Genomic DNA, 18,654 nt, shown 5'->3' with positions numbered 1-18,654 from the left:
AATGGCAACAAAACAAAAAGAAGTAACCACATTTGATGTGCAAGTAGCAGACTTTATCCGTAACCACAAAAAAACAGGAACAGCAACAGATGATGAAATCAATTCAAGTCTGGTTATTCCTTTCACCCTCGATGCAGACGGCATTGAAGACCTTTTGCAACGGATTCAGGATGCTGGCATTTCTATCACAGACAACGAAGGAAATCCAAGTGCACGTGTGCTTAGTACAGAAGAAGAGCCTGAACTTAGTGATGAGGACTTGATTGGCTCAACCTCTGCCAAGGTTAATGACCCTGTCCGTATGTATTTGAAGGAAATTGGGGTTGTTCCTCTCTTGACCAATGAAGAAGAAAAAGAATTGGCTTTAGCTGTTGAAGCTGGTGATATCGAAGCCAAACAGCGTCTTGCAGAAGCCAACCTTCGTTTGGTAGTTTCGATTGCGAAGCGATACGTAGGTCGTGGTATGCAGTTTCTTGATTTGATTCAAGAAGGAAACATGGGCTTGATGAAAGCCGTGGACAAATTTGACTATTCAAAAGGTTTTAAGTTTTCTACCTATGCAACTTGGTGGATTCGTCAGGCAATCACTCGTGCCATCGCTGATCAGGCTCGTACCATTCGTATCCCTGTTCACATGGTTGAAACGATTAACAAGCTTGTTCGTGAACAACGTAATCTTCTTCAAGAATTGGGCCAAGATCCAACTCCTGAACAAATCGCTGAGCGTATGGATATGACACCTGACAAGGTCCGTGAAATCTTGAAAATCGCCCAAGAGCCTGTATCACTTGAAACACCGATTGGTGAAGAGGACGACAGCCATCTTGGGGACTTTATCGAAGACGAAGTGATTGAAAATCCAGTAGACTACACAACTCGAATCGTTTTGCGTGAGCAGTTGGATGAAGTCTTGGATACTCTTACAGACCGTGAAGAAAACGTTCTGCGTCTTCGTTTCGGTTTGGACGATGGGAAAATGCGTACTCTTGAAGATGTTGGTAAAGTCTTTAACGTGACTCGTGAGCGTATCCGTCAGATTGAGGCCAAGGCTTTGAGAAAATTGCGTCAACCAAGTCGCAGCAAACCCCTTCGTGATTTTATTGAAGACTAAGAGTGAGGAATAACATGGCTTATACAGAAGAGCAAATCGAAACGATCAAAACACGCATTTTAAATGCTTTGGAAGAAGTCATCGACCCTGAGTTGGGGATTGATATTGTCAACCTAGGTTTAATTTATGAAATTCGTTTTGATGGTGAAACAGGTCACACTGAAATTGATATGACCTTGACAACTATGGGCTGCCCACTGGCTGACCTTTTGACAGACCAGATACACGATGCGATGACAGATGTGCCTGAGGTAACCAATACCGAAGTTAAATTGGTCTGGTATCCAGCTTGGACAGTTGAAAAAATGAGCCGATACGCGCGTATCGCCCTAGGAATTAAATAAAGACTAAGAATAATGCGAGAGACGATTGGAAAATAGGGTGAATTTATCCTTTTTCCTATGGTCTCTTCTTTCTTTTGCTGATTTTCTAGAAATAAAATGGTATAATGAAAGGTATGGAAAACGAAAAATTGCGTATTAATATGCTGAGTTCAAGTGAAAAAGTAGCTGGTCAAGGAGTGTCAGGAGCATATAGAGAATTGGTTAGTCTCCTTCACCGTGATGCCAAAGACCAGTTGATTGTTACAGAGAATCTTCCTGTTGAGGCAGATGTAACTCACTTTCATACCATTGATTTCCCTTATTATTTATCTACTTTCCAAAAGAAACGCTCTGGGAGAAAAATTGGCTATGTGCATTTTTTGCCTGATACGCTTGAGGGGAGTTTAAAGATTCCATTTTTCCTAAAAGGAATTGTCAAACGCTATGTTTTTTCCTTTTACAACCGAATGGAACACTTGGTGGTGGTCAATCCCATGTTTATCGAGGATTTGGTGGCTGCTGGTATTCCGCGTGAAAAAGTAACTTACATTCCAAACTTTGTAAACAAAGAAAAATGGCATCCATTACCAGCTGAACAGGTTGCACAACTCCGGAAGGAAATGGATCTTGCGGAAGATCAGTTTGTCGTAATCGGTGCGGGTCAGGTTCAGAAACGTAAAGGAATTGATGATTTTATCCGTCTTGCTGAGGAATTGCCAGAAATTACCTTTATCTGGGCAGGTGGTTTTTCATTTGGTGGGATGACAGATGGTTATGAACGCTACAAGAAGATAATGGACAATCCACCCAAAAATCTTATTTTCCCTGGAATTGTGTCACCGGAACGGATGCGGGAACTTTACGCTATGGCGGATCTATTCTTGCTACCAAGTTACAATGAATTATTCCCTATGACTATCTTAGAGGCCGCTAGTTGCGAGGCTCCTATTATGTTAAGAGATTTGGATCTGTATAAGGTTATTCTTGATGGGAATTATCGTGCTACAAGTGATGTTTCCGAGATGAGAGAAGCAATCCTAGAATACAAGAATGACCCTGAAGCCTTAAAGGACTTGAAAGAAAAAGCTCGTGAGATTTCCAAAGAGTACTCTGAGGAGCATTTGTTGGAAATCTGGTTAAAATTTTATCGAGAACAGGCTGCTTTGGGCAAAAAGTGAGGTAATTTATGCGAATTGGTTTATTTACAGACACCTATTTCCCTCAAGTTTCCGGGGTTGCGACTAGTATACGGACCTTGAAAACTGAGCTTGAAAAGCAAGGACATGCAGTTTTTATCTTTACAACGACTGATAAAGACGTGAACCGATACGAGGATTGGCAAATTATTCGCATTCCGAGTGTCCCTTTCTTTGCGTTTAAGGATCGACGATTTGCCTACCGAGGTTTTACAAAGGCGCTTGAAATTGCCAAGCAGTATCAACTCGATATCATTCATACCCAGACAGAATTTTCTCTTGGTTTGTTAGGGATTTGGATTGCGAGAGAATTGAAAATTCCAGTTATTCATACCTACCATACCCAGTATGAAGACTATGTGCATTACATTGCTAAGGGCATGCTAATTCGTCCGAGTATGGTAAAATATTTGGTGCGAGGCTTTCTTCATGATGTAGATGGCGTAATTTGCCCTAGTGAGATTGTTCGTGACCTTTTATCGAAATACAAAGTTAAGGTTGAAAAGCGTGTCATCCCAACTGGAATTGAGCTGGCTAAGTTTGAACGACCTGAGATCAAAGAGGAAAACTTGCAAGAACTTCGTTCGAAGTTAGGTATTCAGGAAGGCGAGAAAATGTTGCTGAGTCTTTCTCGTATCTCCTTTGAGAAGAATATCCAAGCAGTCTTAGCTGCCTTTGCGCAGGTTTTGAAAGAAGAAGACAAGGTGAAGTTGGTTGTTGCTGGGGACGGACCTTATCTGGACAGTCTGAAAGAACAAGCAGGGAAATTAAACATACAAAAACATGTGATTTTTACAGGTATGATTGCTCCAAGTGAGACAGCCTTGTACTATAAAGCAGCTGATTTCTTTATTTCAGCATCTACGAGTGAAACTCAGGGTTTAACCTATCTAGAAAGTCTAGCCAGTGGAACGCCTGTTATCGCTCATGGCAATCCCTATCTTGAAAATCTGATCAATGATAAAATGTTTGGGACCCTCTACTATGGAGAACGAGAGCTTGCGGGCGCTATCCTTGAAGCATTGATCGCTACTCCTGATATGACTGAACAAAAGTTGGCGGATAAGTTGTACGATATTTCGGCTGAGAATTTTGGGAAACGAGTTCATGAGTTTTACCTTGATGCTATTATCTCAAATAACTTTGAACATGAGTTACATGATGGACAGCCTGTCACTCAGCGCTTCTTAAAAACGATTCTCTATCTACCTCAACAGGCTGTTACAAGCCCAGTAAAAGAATCCAAGCGTATTTTAAGAGCGTCTCGAAAACAATTGTCTAGCATCAGAGATTATTGGAGAGACGAATTCAAATAATAGAATAAGAGGAAGAAAAAATGAAAAAACTAATGAGAAGTGGCAAAGATCAGAAAATTGGAGGCGTTTGCGCAGGAGTGGCCCACTATTTTGATATTGATCCGACGATTGTCCGTGTGATTTGGGGAGTTCTAGCCTTTTGTTATGGAGCAGGGGTTCTGGCTTACTTGATTTTGTGGGCAATTGCACCTGTTTCTACAGAATATTAAATTAGAATTATATAGAAAAAGGAGAAGTTATGGCTTTTGGAGATAACGGAAAACGTAAAAAAACTTTGTTTGAAAAGGTGACACTTGTTGTCGTGCTCATCATGTTGTTTGTAACCCTTGCTGGTATCTTTGCAACTGCGCTTGGAGCTTTTAGTAGATTTTAAGCAAGCTACGAGGATAGAAACAATAACTAATGACTGGGTTCTCCCCAGCCTTTTTAAAGTGAGAAGAAAATATGAGTATGTTTTTAGATACAGCCAAGATTAAGGTCAAGGCTGGTAATGGTGGCGACGGCATGGTTGCCTTTCGCCGTGAAAAATATGTCCCTAATGGCGGTCCTTGGGGTGGTGATGGTGGACGTGGAGGTAATGTTGTTTTCGTGGTAGACGAAGGCTTACGTACCTTGATGGATTTCCGTTATAACCGTCATTTCAAGGCTGATTCTGGTGAAAAAGGGATGACCAAAGGAATGCACGGACGTGGTGCAGAAGATCTTCGTGTTCGCGTACCACAGGGGACTACTGTACGTGATGCGGAAACAGGAAAAGTCATTACAGACTTGATTGAACATGGTCAGGAATTTATCGTGGCTCATGGCGGTCGAGGTGGTCGTGGAAATATCCGTTTTGCCACTCCCAAAAATCCTGCACCTGAAATCTCTGAGAATGGAGAGCCGGGTCAGGAACGTGAGTTGCAACTGGAATTGAAGATTCTAGCAGATGTTGGTCTAGTTGGTTTTCCATCAGTTGGGAAGTCAACTTTACTCAGTGTCATCACTTCAGCTAAACCTAAAATCGGTGCTTACCACTTTACGACCATTGTCCCTAATCTAGGTATGGTTCGTACGCAGTCAGGTGAATCTTTTGCAGTAGCAGATCTTCCAGGTTTGATTGAAGGGGCTAGTCAAGGGGTTGGTCTTGGAACCCAGTTTCTCCGTCATATTGAACGTACACGAGTTATCCTCCATGTCATCGATATGTCAGCTAGCGAAGGACGTGATCCTTATGAGGATTACCTTGCTATCAATAAGGAATTAGAATCCTATAACCTTCGTCTCATGGAACGTCCACAGATTATCGTGGCCAACAAGATGGATATGCCTGAAAGTCAGGAAAATCTTAAAACTTTCAAGGAAAAGTTAGCAGCAAACTACGACGAGTTTGAGGAACTTCCAGCCATCTTCCCAATTTCTGGATTGACCAAGCAAGGCTTGGCGACTCTTTTGGACGCGACAGCCGAGTTGTTAGACAAGACTCCAGAATTCCCAATTTATGATGAATCCGATATGGAAGAAGAGGCTTACTATGGCTTTGACGAGGAAGAAAAAGCCTTTGAGATTAGTCGTGATGATGATGCGACATGGGTACTTTCTGGTGAAAAACTCATGAAACTCTTTAACATGACCAACTTTGACCGTGACGAATCGATCATGAAGTTTGCTCGCCAGCTTCGTGGTATGGGAGTTGACGAAGCCCTTCGTGCGCGTGGAGCTAAAGATGGCGATTTGGTCCGAATTGGTAAATTTGAATTTGAATTTGTAGACTAGGAGATTGATATGGGAGATAAACCGATATCATTCCGAGATGCAGATGGAAATTTTGTTTCTGCAGCAGATGTGTGGAATGAAAAGAAACTAGAAGAATTGTTTAATCGTCTCAATCCAAAACGTGCTCTTAGATTGGCACGTACAAAGAAAGAAGAAACACAGTCAAAGAAATAAAAAATTCCCGTGATCTTTTGATCACGGGATTTGTTTTATTCACTAAAGAAAAATGGTGGCGCATATTTTTTAAGACTTTCAAAACAAGCTTGCGCTTTTGTAGCATCTTCACAAATAATCATGCAGACATCGTCTCCACAAAGGGTTGCAACGATATCTGGAAAGGCCAAGGAATCAATTACAGATCCAAACGATTGGGCTAAACCGGGTAAAGTTTTCAAAATAACTTGGTGTTGCACAGGACGCAACATAACAAGAGCGTCTTCCATATAATTTTCAAGACGTTTTTCCCACTTGGAGATAGAACCTGTATTCAGCACATAATAAGAATTATCTTCTTCGCGCACTTTTGAAAGGTTCATGGTTTTGATATCGCGTGATAAGGTAGCCTGAGTAACTTGGATATCATTTTCCGCTAATAAGGCTTGTAATTCAGCTTGAGTATGGATTTTGTTTTTTGAAACGAGGGCGCGGATAAGTTGGTGTCTGTGTTCTGATTTGTTCATAAAGTAAGTACTCCTTTTACAAGGTACAGTAGCGTGGACTGAACGCAAACGTCAGTCAGGTGGTAGGCGGTATTGTCACGTATGATGATGTCAAAGTCAGTAGGATAAAGAACTAGACGGAGAGAATCTCCTTCTTTTAACTTGTCACTAGTTTCGCGCAGATAAACTGGGTAGCAATCGGTTTATCTACATTGATGTTCTTTAATGACAGTGAATCATTCAATTTAGGTAGCATTTTGTCACGGCTTGTTGTGAATTTCCTATAAATGTCAATTCACAGAGATTTTCAACATGCTGTCTAGTAGCGTATATGAGAAATGGTGACACATGTTGGTTAGGGGTGTTAGTATCTTTTGTCCAAGTTCCATCTAGGAGCTTCTAAAAAATCTTATTTGAACTGAATTTGATACAAAGTTTATGTTTGATTCGACTGTTCAAGTGGAAAACTTTGATTATAGGAAGTTCAATGGTCAAATTCATGGACTTTTCCTTTGAATACTTCCATATTGAAAGTCTGGTACATTATACCTTTTGACAAGGTAGGATAAGACTAGACTGTGCTAAATCAACAGTCAACTGATAGTCTGTATTATCTCGAATTGTAATCTCAAAGTCTGTTGTGTAGAGAACCAAACGGAGAGTATCTCCTTCTTTAAGTTTGTAGATAGTTGGTTGAAGCTCTAGCTTGAAGTCCATCCATTCATTTGATTGGATTTCTTCAATCGTCAAGAGATTGGTTCGATTTTGAAGATTAAGGTAGCCTTTGGTGAGGACACGTTGGGCACTTGGGTTGAATGGTAGTTCACAGAGATTTTCTAACATATGGTAACGACCATTATCAATGGTTCTAGCACTTAAAATAGCTGGATAAGGCTGTAGATATTTCTTTTGTCCAAGTTCTAACAGTTGGGCTGATAATAGGCCCTTGTTCGTACTCGATTTGACACGAAGTTTCAGCTCCACTCGCCCATTTAAGTGAATGTCTTGACTTACTGGAAGGTCAATGGTGATCTGATTAGCTTTTCCTTGGTAAAGTTCAGTGTTAAAGGTCTGGTAAGTCTTGCCATAACGCTCAAAATCTTTTTGATCATAATGGTTTTGAATCACTTTTTCCTCATTACCAAGAGAGAAGGTATGCAGTTCATCCTGTTTGCCAAAGTCATCAAGACCTTGCCATCTTTGCGGTTCGGTATTGTCCTGCCAGATGACAGTCGGAAGTTGATAGCTTGAGTCAAGTCCTAACAATTTCTTACTTAACAAGGCATTCATGGACTCTCGGAAGTCAATCGACTGCCAGTTATTCATATAGACATGGGCACCATGATGGAAAAAGAGGTGCTTATTGATATGGCTAGGAAGGGCATGAAACATCTGGTAAACATGAAGAGGTTTGACGTTCCAATCCTGGGAACCATGCGTAAAGACGACCTCAGCTTGAACCTTGTGAGCATTGAGCAGATAGTTGCGGTCATGCCAAAACTGATTGTAGTCACCAGTCTTGCGATTGAGTTTCTCTTTAACCTTTTCTAAGTCGGTTTGATGAGCTTCATTACCACGAATATAGTCACCAGCTTGGAGGTTGCGGGAGTAGGTCAGTTCAGCAAGTGAGTCAAAATCCTCACCTGGATAGCCCCCTGGGCTGGTCACTAGACCATTTTCCCGATAGTAGTTGTACCAAGAGGAAATACCTGCTTCTGCGATGATCACTTCCAAGCCATCAACACCAGTGGTGGCGAGACCATTGGACATGGTACCTAGATAGGAAATTCCTGTTGTTGCGACTTTGCCGTTTGACCAGTCAGCCTTGACTTGGCGCTTGCGCGTGTGGTCCGTGAAAGCACGGCAACGACCATTGAGCCAATCAATGACATTTTTATAGGCCTCAATCTGCTGGTAGTCCCCATTGGTCATGAGCCCTTGGGAATCCCTGGTCCCAACACCCGATACATAGAGATTGGCAAATCCACGTGGGAGGAAGTAGTCATTTAGAGTATATGAGCTATTGATATGAGATAGCTTTTCTTCAGCTTCTGTGACAACTTCTGCTTGACCATGAGGTTCGACTAAATTCAGCTTAGGTTCTTCAAGTTCAATGGTGTGGGGCGGTTTGACCTCAAGCTCTCCCTCCATTTTATAGAGAGCCTTGTCACTGGCTTTGTCGTTGGTCCCTTGGTGATAAGGGCTGGCAGTCATGACTGAAGGAATCTGTCCATCATAACGCGGGCGAATAATGCTGACCTTGACTAAGTCAGGGAGTCCGTCTTTATCAGTATCCACACGGCTCTCGACATATACGACTTCACGAATGACATTGTGAGTAGAGAAGGTTGCCAAGCTCTTACCATTAAAGTAGTGGTAGTGATTGTCTTCTGAAATGAGTCCATCACTAACAAGCTGATCGATGAGCGTATTTCCTTTTTTCGTTCGCGTATTGAGTAACTGATAAAGATTTTCAATGAGATCTCCATAAACAATAGGAAAACCAGTTTCTTTACGAAACTGTTCGGAATCTTCAAAGTCAACAAGATAGCTAAATCCTAAAAGTTGAAAAACTACTGTGTAGAAAATCTCCGCAGTTAACTCACGGTCTGACTGGAAAAAGGTTACTAAATCTGTTTCTTTATCCGCAGCCAAAGTCGACAAGGAATAATCCGTGTTAGAATAAGTGAAAAAACTCCAACGAATGAAGTCTTCAAACTGTCTTTTTAAGGACAGTTGGGGTGACAGCTTTAGACCAAGACCTTCTAATTCCTCAAATCGTTGAGAACTAGTGGTTGGTTGGTAGCTGAATTGATTAAAACGCATGTTTCTCTCCTTTGAAAACAACTAAATTTATTATATCAAAAAAGAGGGAAAAATGGAATAAATAAACTTAAATGAAATAAATTTCTTAAACCAGCATATCTATTTGGTAAGTTATTATAAAATGCTGAATAAATACCATAGAAGTAAGCCTTTTTCTAGAGATTTTTATATGTAAAACTGCATATAGCTCCTATCTTTGTTATACTTCGTTTGGTATAAATATATCTAAATTTACATTTAAAACTATCATATGATATTAATTTTTTATTTCTTTCCTCTGAGAAATGAAGAATTTAACAGTAAGAAAATAAGAAGAGAAGAAGAGAAGAAGTTTGTTACTGATAATATTGAAAAGAAAGAGCAGAGTAGCTTCAATATCCAACTTAAAACTTAAAATGGTATAATAGTAGTAAAACGAAAGCAAGGAGGAGAAGAAATGATTGCACAGCTCGACACCAAGACTGTTTATAGTTTTATGGAAAGTGTGGTTTCGATTGAAAAATATGTACAAACAGCTAAAGTGTATGGCTATTCTCACCTTGCTATCATGGATGTGGATAATCTCTATGGGGCTTATCATTTTTTAGAAGTGACTCGAAAATATGGAATCCAACCTTTAATTGGTCTTGAAATGTCCTTGATCAAAGATGAGGAGAATATTTCTTTCCGTTTTCTAGCCCTATCCACTAAAGGTTATCAAGAGTTGATGAAGTTATCCACTTTAAAAATGACTGGACGGAAAAATTGGTCTGACTTCACCTCCCACCTCGAAGATGTTGCTATTATTGTTCCCTATTTTAATGGGGTCGAACAGTTGGATTTGGGGGTTGATTTTTTTATCGGTGTTAGTCCAGATACTCCTCAAGAAGTCTTTACCAGACCCATTCTTCCACTCTACCAAGTCAACTCTTTTGAAAAAGAAGACCTACAGGTTTTGCAAATTTTGTCAGCAGTCAAGGACAATGTTAGCCTGAGAGAAGTAGATGTGCATTCACAACAAGGGATTTTTTTACCTGCCTCAGATTTAGAAGCTCGGTTTAAAAATCGCTTCCCTCAGGCGCTTGCCAATCTCCAGAATTTGATAGAGAATGTAAGCTATCAAATCGACCCAAGTTTAAAACTTCCTCGCTTTAATCCTGAAAGACCAGCGGTGGAAGAGCTTCGAGCAAGAGCTGAGAATGGCTTGATTGACAAGGGGCTAACCTCAGCTATCTATCATGAGCGACTGAATGAGGAATTAGCTGTGATTCATGATATGGGATTTGACGACTATTTTCTTGTAGTTTGGGATTTGCTCCGTTTTGGACGCTCCCAAGGCTACTATATGGGAATGGGTCGTGGTTCTGCGGTTGGTAGTCTGGTGGCTTACTCACTGGATATTACAGGAATTGATCCGGTTGAAAAGAACTTGATTTTCGAGCGCTTTTTAAATCGTGAGCGCTATACCATGCCCGATATCGATATCGACATTCCAGACCTTTATAGACCAGAGTTCATTCGTTATGTTCGTGATCGCTATGGTAGTCAACATGTGGCACAGATTGTCACTTATTCGACCTTTGGAGCAAAACAAGCAATTCGTGATGTTTTCAAACGCTATGGCGTTCTAGAGTACGAATTAACAAATATTACGAAAAAAATCAGTTTCCGAGATACGCTAACGACAGCCTATGAAAAAAATTTGCAGTTTAGGCAGGTCATCAATAGTAAGATTGAATACCAAAAAGCTTTTGAGATTGCTCGAAAGATTGAAGGGTATCCTCGTCAGACTTCTATTCATGCAGCTGGGGTCGTTATGAGTGACCAAGATTTGACGGACTATATTCCGCTCAAATACGGTGAGGACATGCTGATCACCCAGTATGATGCTCATGCAGTTGAAGCTAATGGTCTTTTAAAAATGGATTTCCTAGGTCTGCGTAACCTAACTTTTGTCCAAAAAATGCAGGAATTACTAGCTGAGTCAGAAAGTATTCATCTGAAAATCGAAGAGATTGATTTGGAAGACAAAGAAACTCTAGCCCTCTTTGCAGCTGGAAATACGAAAGGAATTTTCCAATTTGAACAACCAGGAGCCATTCGACTGTTGAAACGGGTCAAACCACAAGTCTTCGAAGAAGTGGTAGCAACGACATCCCTCAATAGACCAGGTGCTAGTGATTATATTGATAATTTTGTCGCTCGTAAGCATGGTAAAGAAAAGGTGACGGTGTTAGACCCTGCCTTAGAAGACATCCTTTCATCAACCTACGGTATTATGCTCTATCAAGAGCAGGTCATGCAGGTAGCTCAACGCTTTGGAGGATTCAGTCTTGGTAAAGCCGACATTCTCAGACGTGCCATGGGTAAGAAAAATGCCAAAGAGATGCATCTGATGAAGGAAGATTTTATCACAGGAGCTATGAAATTGGGGCATACAGAAGAAAAGGCCAACCAAGTTTTTGCAGTGATGGAAAAGTTTGCAGGCTATGGATTTAACCGATCCCACGCTTATGCCTACTCAGCACTGGCATTCCAACTAGCTTATTTCAAGACACACTATCCTGCTATTTTCTTTCAAGTTATGTTGAACTATTCTAGCAGTGATTACATTGTAGATGCATTGCAGATGGGCTTTGAAGTAGCTCCCTTAGCAATCAACAGCATTCCCTATCATGATAAAATTGCTCAGAAGAAAATCCATCTTGGTCTAAAAGCCATTAAGGGAATGCCAAGAGATTTGTCTTACTGGATTATTGAAAATCGTCCTTTCTCAAGCATTGAAGATTTTGTCACACGTCTTCCCAAGAATTACAAGAAATTGTCGCTTTTGACGCCTTTGGTTGAACTAGGACTTTTTGATGAATTTGACAAGAATCGCCAGAAAATCTTAGTGAACCTACCAAACTTATTTGTCTTTGTTGAGGAGTTAGGTGGACTCTTTGCGGATACAAATTATAGTTGGACTGAAGCTGATGATTTTACTGAGGCAGAGAAATTTTACAAAGAGCAGGAACTGATTGGGGTAGGTATCAGTGCCCATCCTCTCCAAACTCTTGCCAAACAAGCCCTATATCCGACGACGCCAATCGCTAATCTAACCGAGGGAGCTCAAGCCACTCTCCTAGTTGAAGTTCAAAAAATTAAAGTGATTCGAACCAAGAAAGGCGAGAGTATGGCCTTTTTACAGGTTCATGACAGTAAGTCTCGGTTGGATGTAACTATATTTTCAGACCAGTATAGAAAATTTGCTTCCATTTTATCCGAAGGGAAATTTTACTACATCAATGGCAAAGTTCAATCTCGAGATGGTCGTCTGCAAATGATTGCACAAGAATTGAAAGAAGCAGTGGCGGAACGATTCTGGATTCAAGTTAAAAATCATGAAAATGATAAAGAGATTTCAAATATTCTAGAACAATACAAAGGCCCAATCCCTGTCATTATCAGGTATGAAGAAGAACAAAAAACGGTTGTTTCTACACAACATTTTGTAAGAAAAGATTCTGCTCTAGAGGAAAAATTAGAGGGAATTGCTATGAAAACGATTTATCGCTAAAAATACGGAAAATAGAAGAATTTTCCAATTAAATGTGGTATAATCAGTAAGAATGTTAAAAGAAAAAGGAGCATAACCAAATGAAACGTATTGCTGTTTTAACCAGTGGTGGAGACGCCCCTGGTATGAATGCTGCCATCCGTGCGGTAGTTCGCCAAGCAATCTCAGAAGGAATGGAAGTTTTTGGTATCTATGATGGATACGCAGGTATGGTTGCCGGTGAAATTTATCCACTTGATGCTGCTTCAGTAGGAGACATCATTTCCCGTGGTGGTACTTTCCTTCACTCTGCTCGCTACCCTGAGTTTGCACAACTTGAAGGTCAACTTAAAGGGATTGAGCAGTTGAAAAAACACGGTATCGAAGGTGTCGTTGTTATCGGTGGAGACGGTTCTTATCACGGAGCTATGCGCTTGACTGAGCATGGATTCCCTGCTATTGGGCTTCCAGGTACAATCGATAACGATATCGTGGGTACTGACTTTACAATCGGATTTGATACTGCAGTTACGACTGCAATGGATGCGATTGATAAGATTCGTGATACATCATCAAGTCACCGTCGTACTTTCGTTGTTGAAGTAATGGGACGTAACGCTGGTGATATCGCTCTTTGGGCTGGTATCGCAACTGGTGCTGATGAAATTATCATCCCTGAAGAAGGCTTCAAGATGGAAGATATCGTAGCTAGTATCAAAGCTGGTTATGAGCACGGTAAAAAACACAACATTATCGTTTTGGCAGAAGGTGTTATGTCAGCAGCTGAATTTGGTCAAAAACTAAAAGAAGCAGGAGACACTAGTGACCTTCGTGTAACAGAACTTGGTCACATCCAACGTGGTGGATCACCAACTGCGCGTGACCGTGTCTTGGCATCACGCATGGGGGCACACGCTGTTAAACTCCTTAAACAAGGAATCGGTGGTGTCGCTGTTGGTATCCGTAACGAAAAAATGGTTGAGAATCCAATCCTTGGTACAGCAGAAGAAGGAGCTTTGTTTAGCTTAACTGCAGAAGGTAAGATTATTGTTAACAACCCTCATAAAGCTGATCTTGAACTTTCTGCTTTGAACAAGAGCTTGTCCTAATCAACTTTCATTAATTTGGTAACATGACCATAAAAGGTCGAATTATATAAAGGAGTCACAAAAATCATGAACAAACGTGTAAAAATCGTTGCAACTTTAGGTCCTGCGGTTGAAATCCGTGGTGGTAAAAAATTCGGTGAAGACGGATACTGGGGTGAAAAACTTGATGTTGAAGCTTCAGCTAAAAACATTGCTAAACTGATTGAAGCAGGAGCAAACACTTTCCGTTTTAACTTCTCACACGGTGACCACCAAGAACAAGGTGAGCGTATGGCAACTGTTAAACTTGCCGAAAAACTTGCAGGTAAAAAAGTTGGTTTCCTTCTTGATACTAAAGGACCTGAAATCCGTACAGAATTGTTTGAAGGTGACGCAAAAGAGTACTCTTACAAAACTGGTGAAAAAATCCGTGTTGCAACTAAACAAGGAATCAAATCAACTCGTGAAGTGATTGCTTTGAACGTTGCTGGTGCTCTTGATATCTACGATGATGTTGAAGTTGGTCGTCAAGTATTGGTTGACGATGGTAAATTGGGTCTTCGCGTTGTTGCAAAAGACGATGCAACTCGTGAGTTTGAAGTTGAAGTTGAAAACGACGGAATTATCGCTAAACAAAAAGGTGTAAACATCCCTAACACTAAAATTCCTTTCCCAGCTCTTGCTGAACGTGATAACGATGATATCCGTTTCGGTCTTGAACAAGGTATCAACTTCATCGCGATTTCATTTGTACGTACTGCGAAAGACGTTGAAGAAGTTCGTGCAATCTGTGAAGAAACTGGTAATGGTCACGTTCAATTGTTTGCGAAAATCGAAAACCAACAAGGTATCGATAACTTGGATGAAATCCTTGAAGTAGCTGATGGTATCATGATCGCCCGTGGTGACATGGGTATCGAAGTACCATTCGAAATGGTTCCAGTTTACCAAAAAATGATTATCACAAAAGTAAATGCAGCTGGTAAAGTCGCTATCACAGCAACAAACATGCTTGAAACTATGACTGAAAAACCACGTGCAACGCGTTCAGAAGTATCAGACGTGTTTAACGCTGTTATCGACGGAACCGACGCTACAATGCTTTCAGGTGAATCTGCAAACGGTAAATACCCACTTGAGTCAGTAACAACAATGGCTACAATTGACAAGAACGCTCAAACTCTTTTAAAAGAATACGGTCGCTTGTCGTCTGTTAACTTGTCACGTAATTCTAAGACTGAGGTTATGGCTTCAGCTGTTAAGGATGCAACAAACTCTATGAATATCAAGTTGGTGGTTACTCTTACTAAGACAGGTCACACTGCTCGTTTGATTTCTAAATACCGTCCAGATGCTGATATCTTGGCAATCACTTTCGATGAATTGACTCAGCGTGGTTTGATGCTTAACTGGGGAGTTATCCCAGTAACAACTGATCGCCCATCAAACACTGATGATATGTTTGATCTCGCTGAAAGAATTGCAGTTGAGCAAGGTTTGGTAGAATCTGGTGACGATATCGTTATCGTTGCAGGTGTGCCACTTGGAGAAGCTGTTCGTACAAACACAATGCGTATCCGTACAGTACGTTAATCTAACACAAAAACCTATCATTTCAGGCTGAAAAGCTTGAGTGATAGGTCTTTTTTTATCAAAATGGAATGGTATTTAGTAAATAGGAATGGGAAAAAACTGAAAATTATGGTATAATAGAACGAAAAGACCTTTTTAGTAAATTTTGAAAGAGTAAAACATGAGAAAAATTGTCATCAATGGTGGACGTCCATTGCAAGGTGAGATCACCATTAGTGGTGCTAAAAATAGTGTTGTAGCGCTTATTCCAGCTATTATCTTATCAGATGATATTGTCACTTTAGATTGTGTTCCAGATATTTCAGACGTTGCTAGTCTTGTCGAAATCATGGAAATTATGGGGGCGACTGTTAAGCGTTATGAGGATGTCTTGGAGATTGATCCAAGAGGTGTTCAGAACATTCCTATGCCTTATGGCAAGATTAATAGCTTGCGTGCTTCTTATTATTTCTACGGAAGTCTTTTAGGTCGCTTTGGTGAAGCTACAGTTGGACTTCCTGGTGGATGTGATCTGGGACCTCGTCCGATTGATCTTCACTTAAAAGCCTTTGAAGCCATGGGTGCTAAGGTCAGCTATGAGGGAGATAATATGAATTTATCTGCCCAAGGTAAGGGGCTTCATGGCGCAAGTATTTACATGGATACCGTTAGCGTTGGAGCAACGATTAACACCATGATTGCTGCGGTTAAAGCTAAGGGACGTACTGTCATTGAAAATGCGGCTCGTGAACCGGAAATTATCGATGTTGCTACCCTTTTGAACAACATGGGGGCCCATATTCGTGGTGCAGGGACTGATATTATCATTATTGATGGTGTCGAGAAACTACATGGGACTCGTCACCAAGTAATTCCAGATCGTATCGAAGCTGGAACTTATATTTCACTTGCTGCAGCGGTAGGAAAAGGAATTCGTATTAACAACGTTCTCTATGAACACTTAGAAGGCTTTATCGCCAAACTAGAGGAAATGGGCGTTCGTATGACGGTCTCAGAAGACAGTATCTTCGTTGAAGAACAGTCTGGTTTAAAGGCCATCAATATCAAAACAGCTCCCTATCCAGGGTTCGCAACCGATTTGCAACAGCCTATCACGCCACTTTTACTAACTGCCCAAGGTCGTGGAACTATTATTGATACGATTTATGAGAAACGTGTTAATCATGTCTTTGAGTTAGCAAAAATGGATGCGGATATTACGACTACAAACGATCACATTATTTACAACGGTGGTCGTAAGTTACACGGGGCAAGTGTAAAAGCTACAGACTTGCGAGCTGGTGCTGCACTTGTCATCGCTGGTTTGATGGCTCAGGGCCAGACTGAAATTACGAATATTGAGTTTATCCTTCGTGGCTACTCAGATATTATTGAAAAATTGCGTAGTCTTGGAGCGGATATTACACTCGTTGAAGACTAAGCCGTTGAGGTGATTATGAATATTTGGACCAAATTAGCAATGTTTTCTTTTTTTGAAACGGAGCGCTTGTATTTGCGTCCTTTCTTTTTTAGTGACAGTCAAGCGTTTTTCGAGATTGCTTCAAACCCTGAGAATTTGCAGTTTATTTTTCCCAGTCAAGCAAGTTTGGAAGAAAGTCAGTACGCACTTGCTAACTATTTTATGAAGGCTCCTCTAGGTGTTTGGGCAATTTGTCTCCAAGGAAATCAGGAAATGATTGGCTCCATTAAATTTGAAAAAATCGATGAAATCAAAAAAGAAGCAGAAATTGGTTATTTCTTAAAAAAAGATGCTTGGTCGCAAGGTTTTATGACAGAGGCTGTTAGCAAACTCTGTCACCTTTCTTTTGAAGAATTTGGTTTAAAACAATTATCCATCATCACTCATCTGGAGAATCAAGCTAGCCAAAAAGTAGCCTTAAAATCGGGCTTTAGCCTCGTACGACAGTTTAAGGGGAGCGATCGCTATACACGAAAAATGAGGGACTATCTTGAATTTCGTTACGTAAAAGGAGAGTTCAATGAGTAAACACCAGGAAATTTTGTCTTATCTGGAAGAGTTACCAATTGGGAAGAGAGTTAGTGTTCGTAGTATTTCAAATCACCTAGGTGTTAGTGACGGAACAGCCTACCGAGCTATCAAAGAAGCTGAAAATCGTGGCATCGTTGAAACTCGGCCACGTAGTGGAACCATACGAGTCAAGTCCCAGAAAGTGGCTATTGAGAGGCTAACCTATGCTGAGATTGCTGAAGTCACCTCCTCTGAAGTTTTAGCAGGTCAGGAAGGGCTGGAGAGAGAGTTTAGTAAATTCTCCATTGGGGCTATGACAGAGCAAAATATCCTCTCTTATCTCCATGATGGCGGTCTTTTGATTGTAGGTGACCGCACTCGCATTCAACTTTTAGCCTTGGAAAATGAAAATGCGGTCCTTGTGACAGGTGGTTTTCATGTGCAGGACGATGTTCTTGAGTTGGCTAATAAAAAAGGGATTCCAGTTCTAAGAAGTAAGCATGACACTTTTACAGTAGCGACCATGATTAACAAAGCCCTCTCAAATGTTCAAATCAAAACTGATATTCTGACAGTCGAGAAGCTCTATCGTCCCAGTCATGAGTATGGTTTTTTGAGAGAAACGGATACAGTAAAAGACTATCTAGACTTGGTCCGTAAGAATAGAAGTAGTCGTTTCCCAGTCATTAACCAACACCAAGTGGTTGTTGGGGTTGTTACTATGCGTGACGCAGGAGATAAATCCCCTAGCACGACGATTGATAAGGTGATGACGAGAAGTATCTTTGTAACAGGCTTAGCGACCAATATTGCCAATGTTAGTCAACGGATGATCGCAGAAGACTTTGAGATGGTTCCCGTTGTCAGAAGTAACCAAACCTTGCTCGGTGTCGTAACACGAAGAGATGTCATGGAAAAAATGAGCCGTTCTCAGGTTTCAGCTTTGCCGACCTTCTCAGAGCAAATCGGGCAAAAACTCTCTTATCATCATGATGAAGTTGTCATTACTGTTGAACCTTTCATGTTGGAGAAGAATGGGGTCCTTGCTAATGGAGTCTTGGCTGAAATCCTCAACCATATGACCCAAGACCTCGTTGTCAATAGTGGACGTAATCTCATCATTGAGCAGATGTTGATTTATTTCTTGCAGGCTGTGCAGATAGATGATACTCTGCGGATTCAGGCTCGGATTATTCACCACACGAGACGCTCAGCTATTATTGATTATGATATTTATCATGGGCATCAGATTGTTTCAAAAGCAAATGTTACGGTTAAAATTAATTAGAATCTAGGAGAAA

The 18,654-nt window shown here is 40.8% G+C and carries 16 protein-coding genes; 14 read left to right on the top strand and 2 right to left on the bottom strand.

Features of this window, described 5'->3' with window-relative positions; translation table 11 throughout:
- Nucleotide 1: 1 nt before the first annotated feature.
- The 8 genes from rpoD to HMPREF2991_RS00995 all read left to right on the top strand — a co-directional run bounded on the left by rpoD (nt 2) and on the right by HMPREF2991_RS00995 (nt 5,875).
- On the top strand, nt 2-1,111 hold the full coding sequence (gene rpoD / locus HMPREF2991_RS01030) for an RNA polymerase sigma factor RpoD (protein WP_000201893.1): 1,110 nt from the start codon (nt 2-4) through the stop codon (nt 1,109-1,111).
- A gap of 14 nt (nt 1,112-1,125) precedes the next feature.
- Nucleotides 1,126-1,455 carry a metal-sulfur cluster assembly factor gene (locus HMPREF2991_RS01025; protein WP_000331930.1) on the top strand — a complete coding sequence of 110 codons (330 nt, stop codon included), beginning with the start codon at nt 1,126-1,128 and terminating at the stop codon, nt 1,453-1,455.
- 104 nt (nt 1,456-1,559) lie between these two features.
- Nucleotides 1,560-2,612, top strand: a complete 1,053-nt coding sequence (locus tag HMPREF2991_RS01020) for a glycosyltransferase family 4 protein (RefSeq protein ID WP_000677635.1) — start codon at nt 1,560-1,562, stop codon at nt 2,610-2,612.
- 8 nt (nt 2,613-2,620) lie between these two features.
- Nucleotides 2,621-3,946, top strand: a complete 1,326-nt coding sequence (locus HMPREF2991_RS01015) for a glycosyltransferase family 4 protein (protein ID WP_070568755.1) — start codon at nt 2,621-2,623, stop codon at nt 3,944-3,946.
- 20 nt (nt 3,947-3,966) lie between these two features.
- Complete coding sequence (locus tag HMPREF2991_RS01010) at nt 3,967-4,155, top strand: PspC domain-containing protein (protein ID WP_180364415.1); 189 nt, start codon at nt 3,967-3,969, stop codon at nt 4,153-4,155.
- Between the two features lie 29 nt (nt 4,156-4,184).
- On the top strand, nt 4,185-4,319 hold the full coding sequence (locus tag HMPREF2991_RS01005) for a DUF4044 domain-containing protein (protein WP_000863851.1): 135 nt from the start codon (nt 4,185-4,187) through the stop codon (nt 4,317-4,319).
- Between the two features lie 71 nt (nt 4,320-4,390).
- Entirely contained in the window at nt 4,391-5,701 is a 1,311-nt protein-coding gene (gene obgE / locus HMPREF2991_RS01000) for a GTPase ObgE (protein WP_070568752.1), read from the top strand.
- Between the two features lie 9 nt (nt 5,702-5,710).
- Nucleotides 5,711-5,875 (top strand): hypothetical protein, encoded by a 165-nt coding sequence (locus HMPREF2991_RS00995; protein ID WP_000502578.1) that lies wholly within the window; start codon nt 5,711-5,713, stop codon nt 5,873-5,875.
- Nucleotides 5,876-5,910: 35 nt separating this feature from the next.
- On the opposite strand, the gene HMPREF2991_RS00990 is transcribed toward HMPREF2991_RS00995, so the two are convergent.
- Nucleotides 5,911-6,381: an arginine repressor gene (locus tag HMPREF2991_RS00990; protein ID WP_001043018.1), complete on the bottom strand. Its 471-nt coding sequence runs from the start codon at nt 6,379-6,381 to the stop codon at nt 5,911-5,913.
- A 522-nt stretch (nt 6,382-6,903) separates the two neighbouring features.
- A complete protein-coding gene (locus HMPREF2991_RS00985) occupies nt 6,904-9,186 on the bottom strand; it encodes a Xaa-Pro dipeptidyl-peptidase (RefSeq protein ID WP_070683219.1) in 2,283 nt (760 codons plus the stop codon).
- Nucleotides 9,187-9,622: 436 nt separating this feature from the next.
- On the opposite strand from HMPREF2991_RS00985, the gene HMPREF2991_RS00980 reads away from it, so the two are divergent.
- The 6 genes from HMPREF2991_RS00980 (at nt 9,623) to spxR (ending at nt 18,641) form a co-directional block, all read left to right on the top strand.
- Entirely contained in the window at nt 9,623-12,724 is a 3,102-nt protein-coding gene (locus tag HMPREF2991_RS00980; protein ID WP_070683217.1) for a DNA polymerase III subunit alpha, read from the top strand.
- Between the two features lie 80 nt (nt 12,725-12,804).
- The gene (pfkA, locus tag HMPREF2991_RS00975) at nt 12,805-13,812 is read left to right on the top strand and encodes a 6-phosphofructokinase (protein ID WP_000820882.1); all 1,008 of its coding nucleotides are present in this window, start codon (nt 12,805-12,807) and stop codon (nt 13,810-13,812) included.
- Between the two features lie 66 nt (nt 13,813-13,878).
- Nucleotides 13,879-15,384, top strand: coding sequence for a pyruvate kinase (gene pyk, locus HMPREF2991_RS00970; RefSeq protein ID WP_070568742.1), 1,506 nt, complete (start codon nt 13,879-13,881; stop codon nt 15,382-15,384).
- Nucleotides 15,385-15,544: 160 nt separating this feature from the next.
- Entirely contained in the window at nt 15,545-16,804 is a 1,260-nt protein-coding gene (locus tag HMPREF2991_RS00965) for a UDP-N-acetylglucosamine 1-carboxyvinyltransferase (protein WP_049479008.1), read from the top strand.
- Nucleotides 16,805-16,819: 15 nt separating this feature from the next.
- Entirely contained in the window at nt 16,820-17,371 is a 552-nt protein-coding gene (locus HMPREF2991_RS00960; protein WP_070568740.1) for a GNAT family N-acetyltransferase, read from the top strand.
- On the top strand, nt 17,364-18,641 hold the full coding sequence (spxR, locus tag HMPREF2991_RS00955; RefSeq protein ID WP_000033809.1) for a CBS-HotDog domain-containing transcription factor SpxR: 1,278 nt from the start codon (nt 17,364-17,366) through the stop codon (nt 18,639-18,641). The genes HMPREF2991_RS00960 and spxR overlap by 8 nt, the downstream gene beginning before the upstream one ends.
- Nucleotides 18,642-18,654 lie beyond the last annotated feature (13 nt).

Source organism: Streptococcus sp. HMSC072D07 (assembly GCF_001814835.1).
In the GTDB taxonomy this organism is placed as follows: domain Bacteria; phylum Bacillota; class Bacilli; order Lactobacillales; family Streptococcaceae; genus Streptococcus.
The sequence above is the reverse complement of the archived record's forward strand: the minus strand, read 5'-3'. Positions and strand labels throughout refer to the sequence as shown.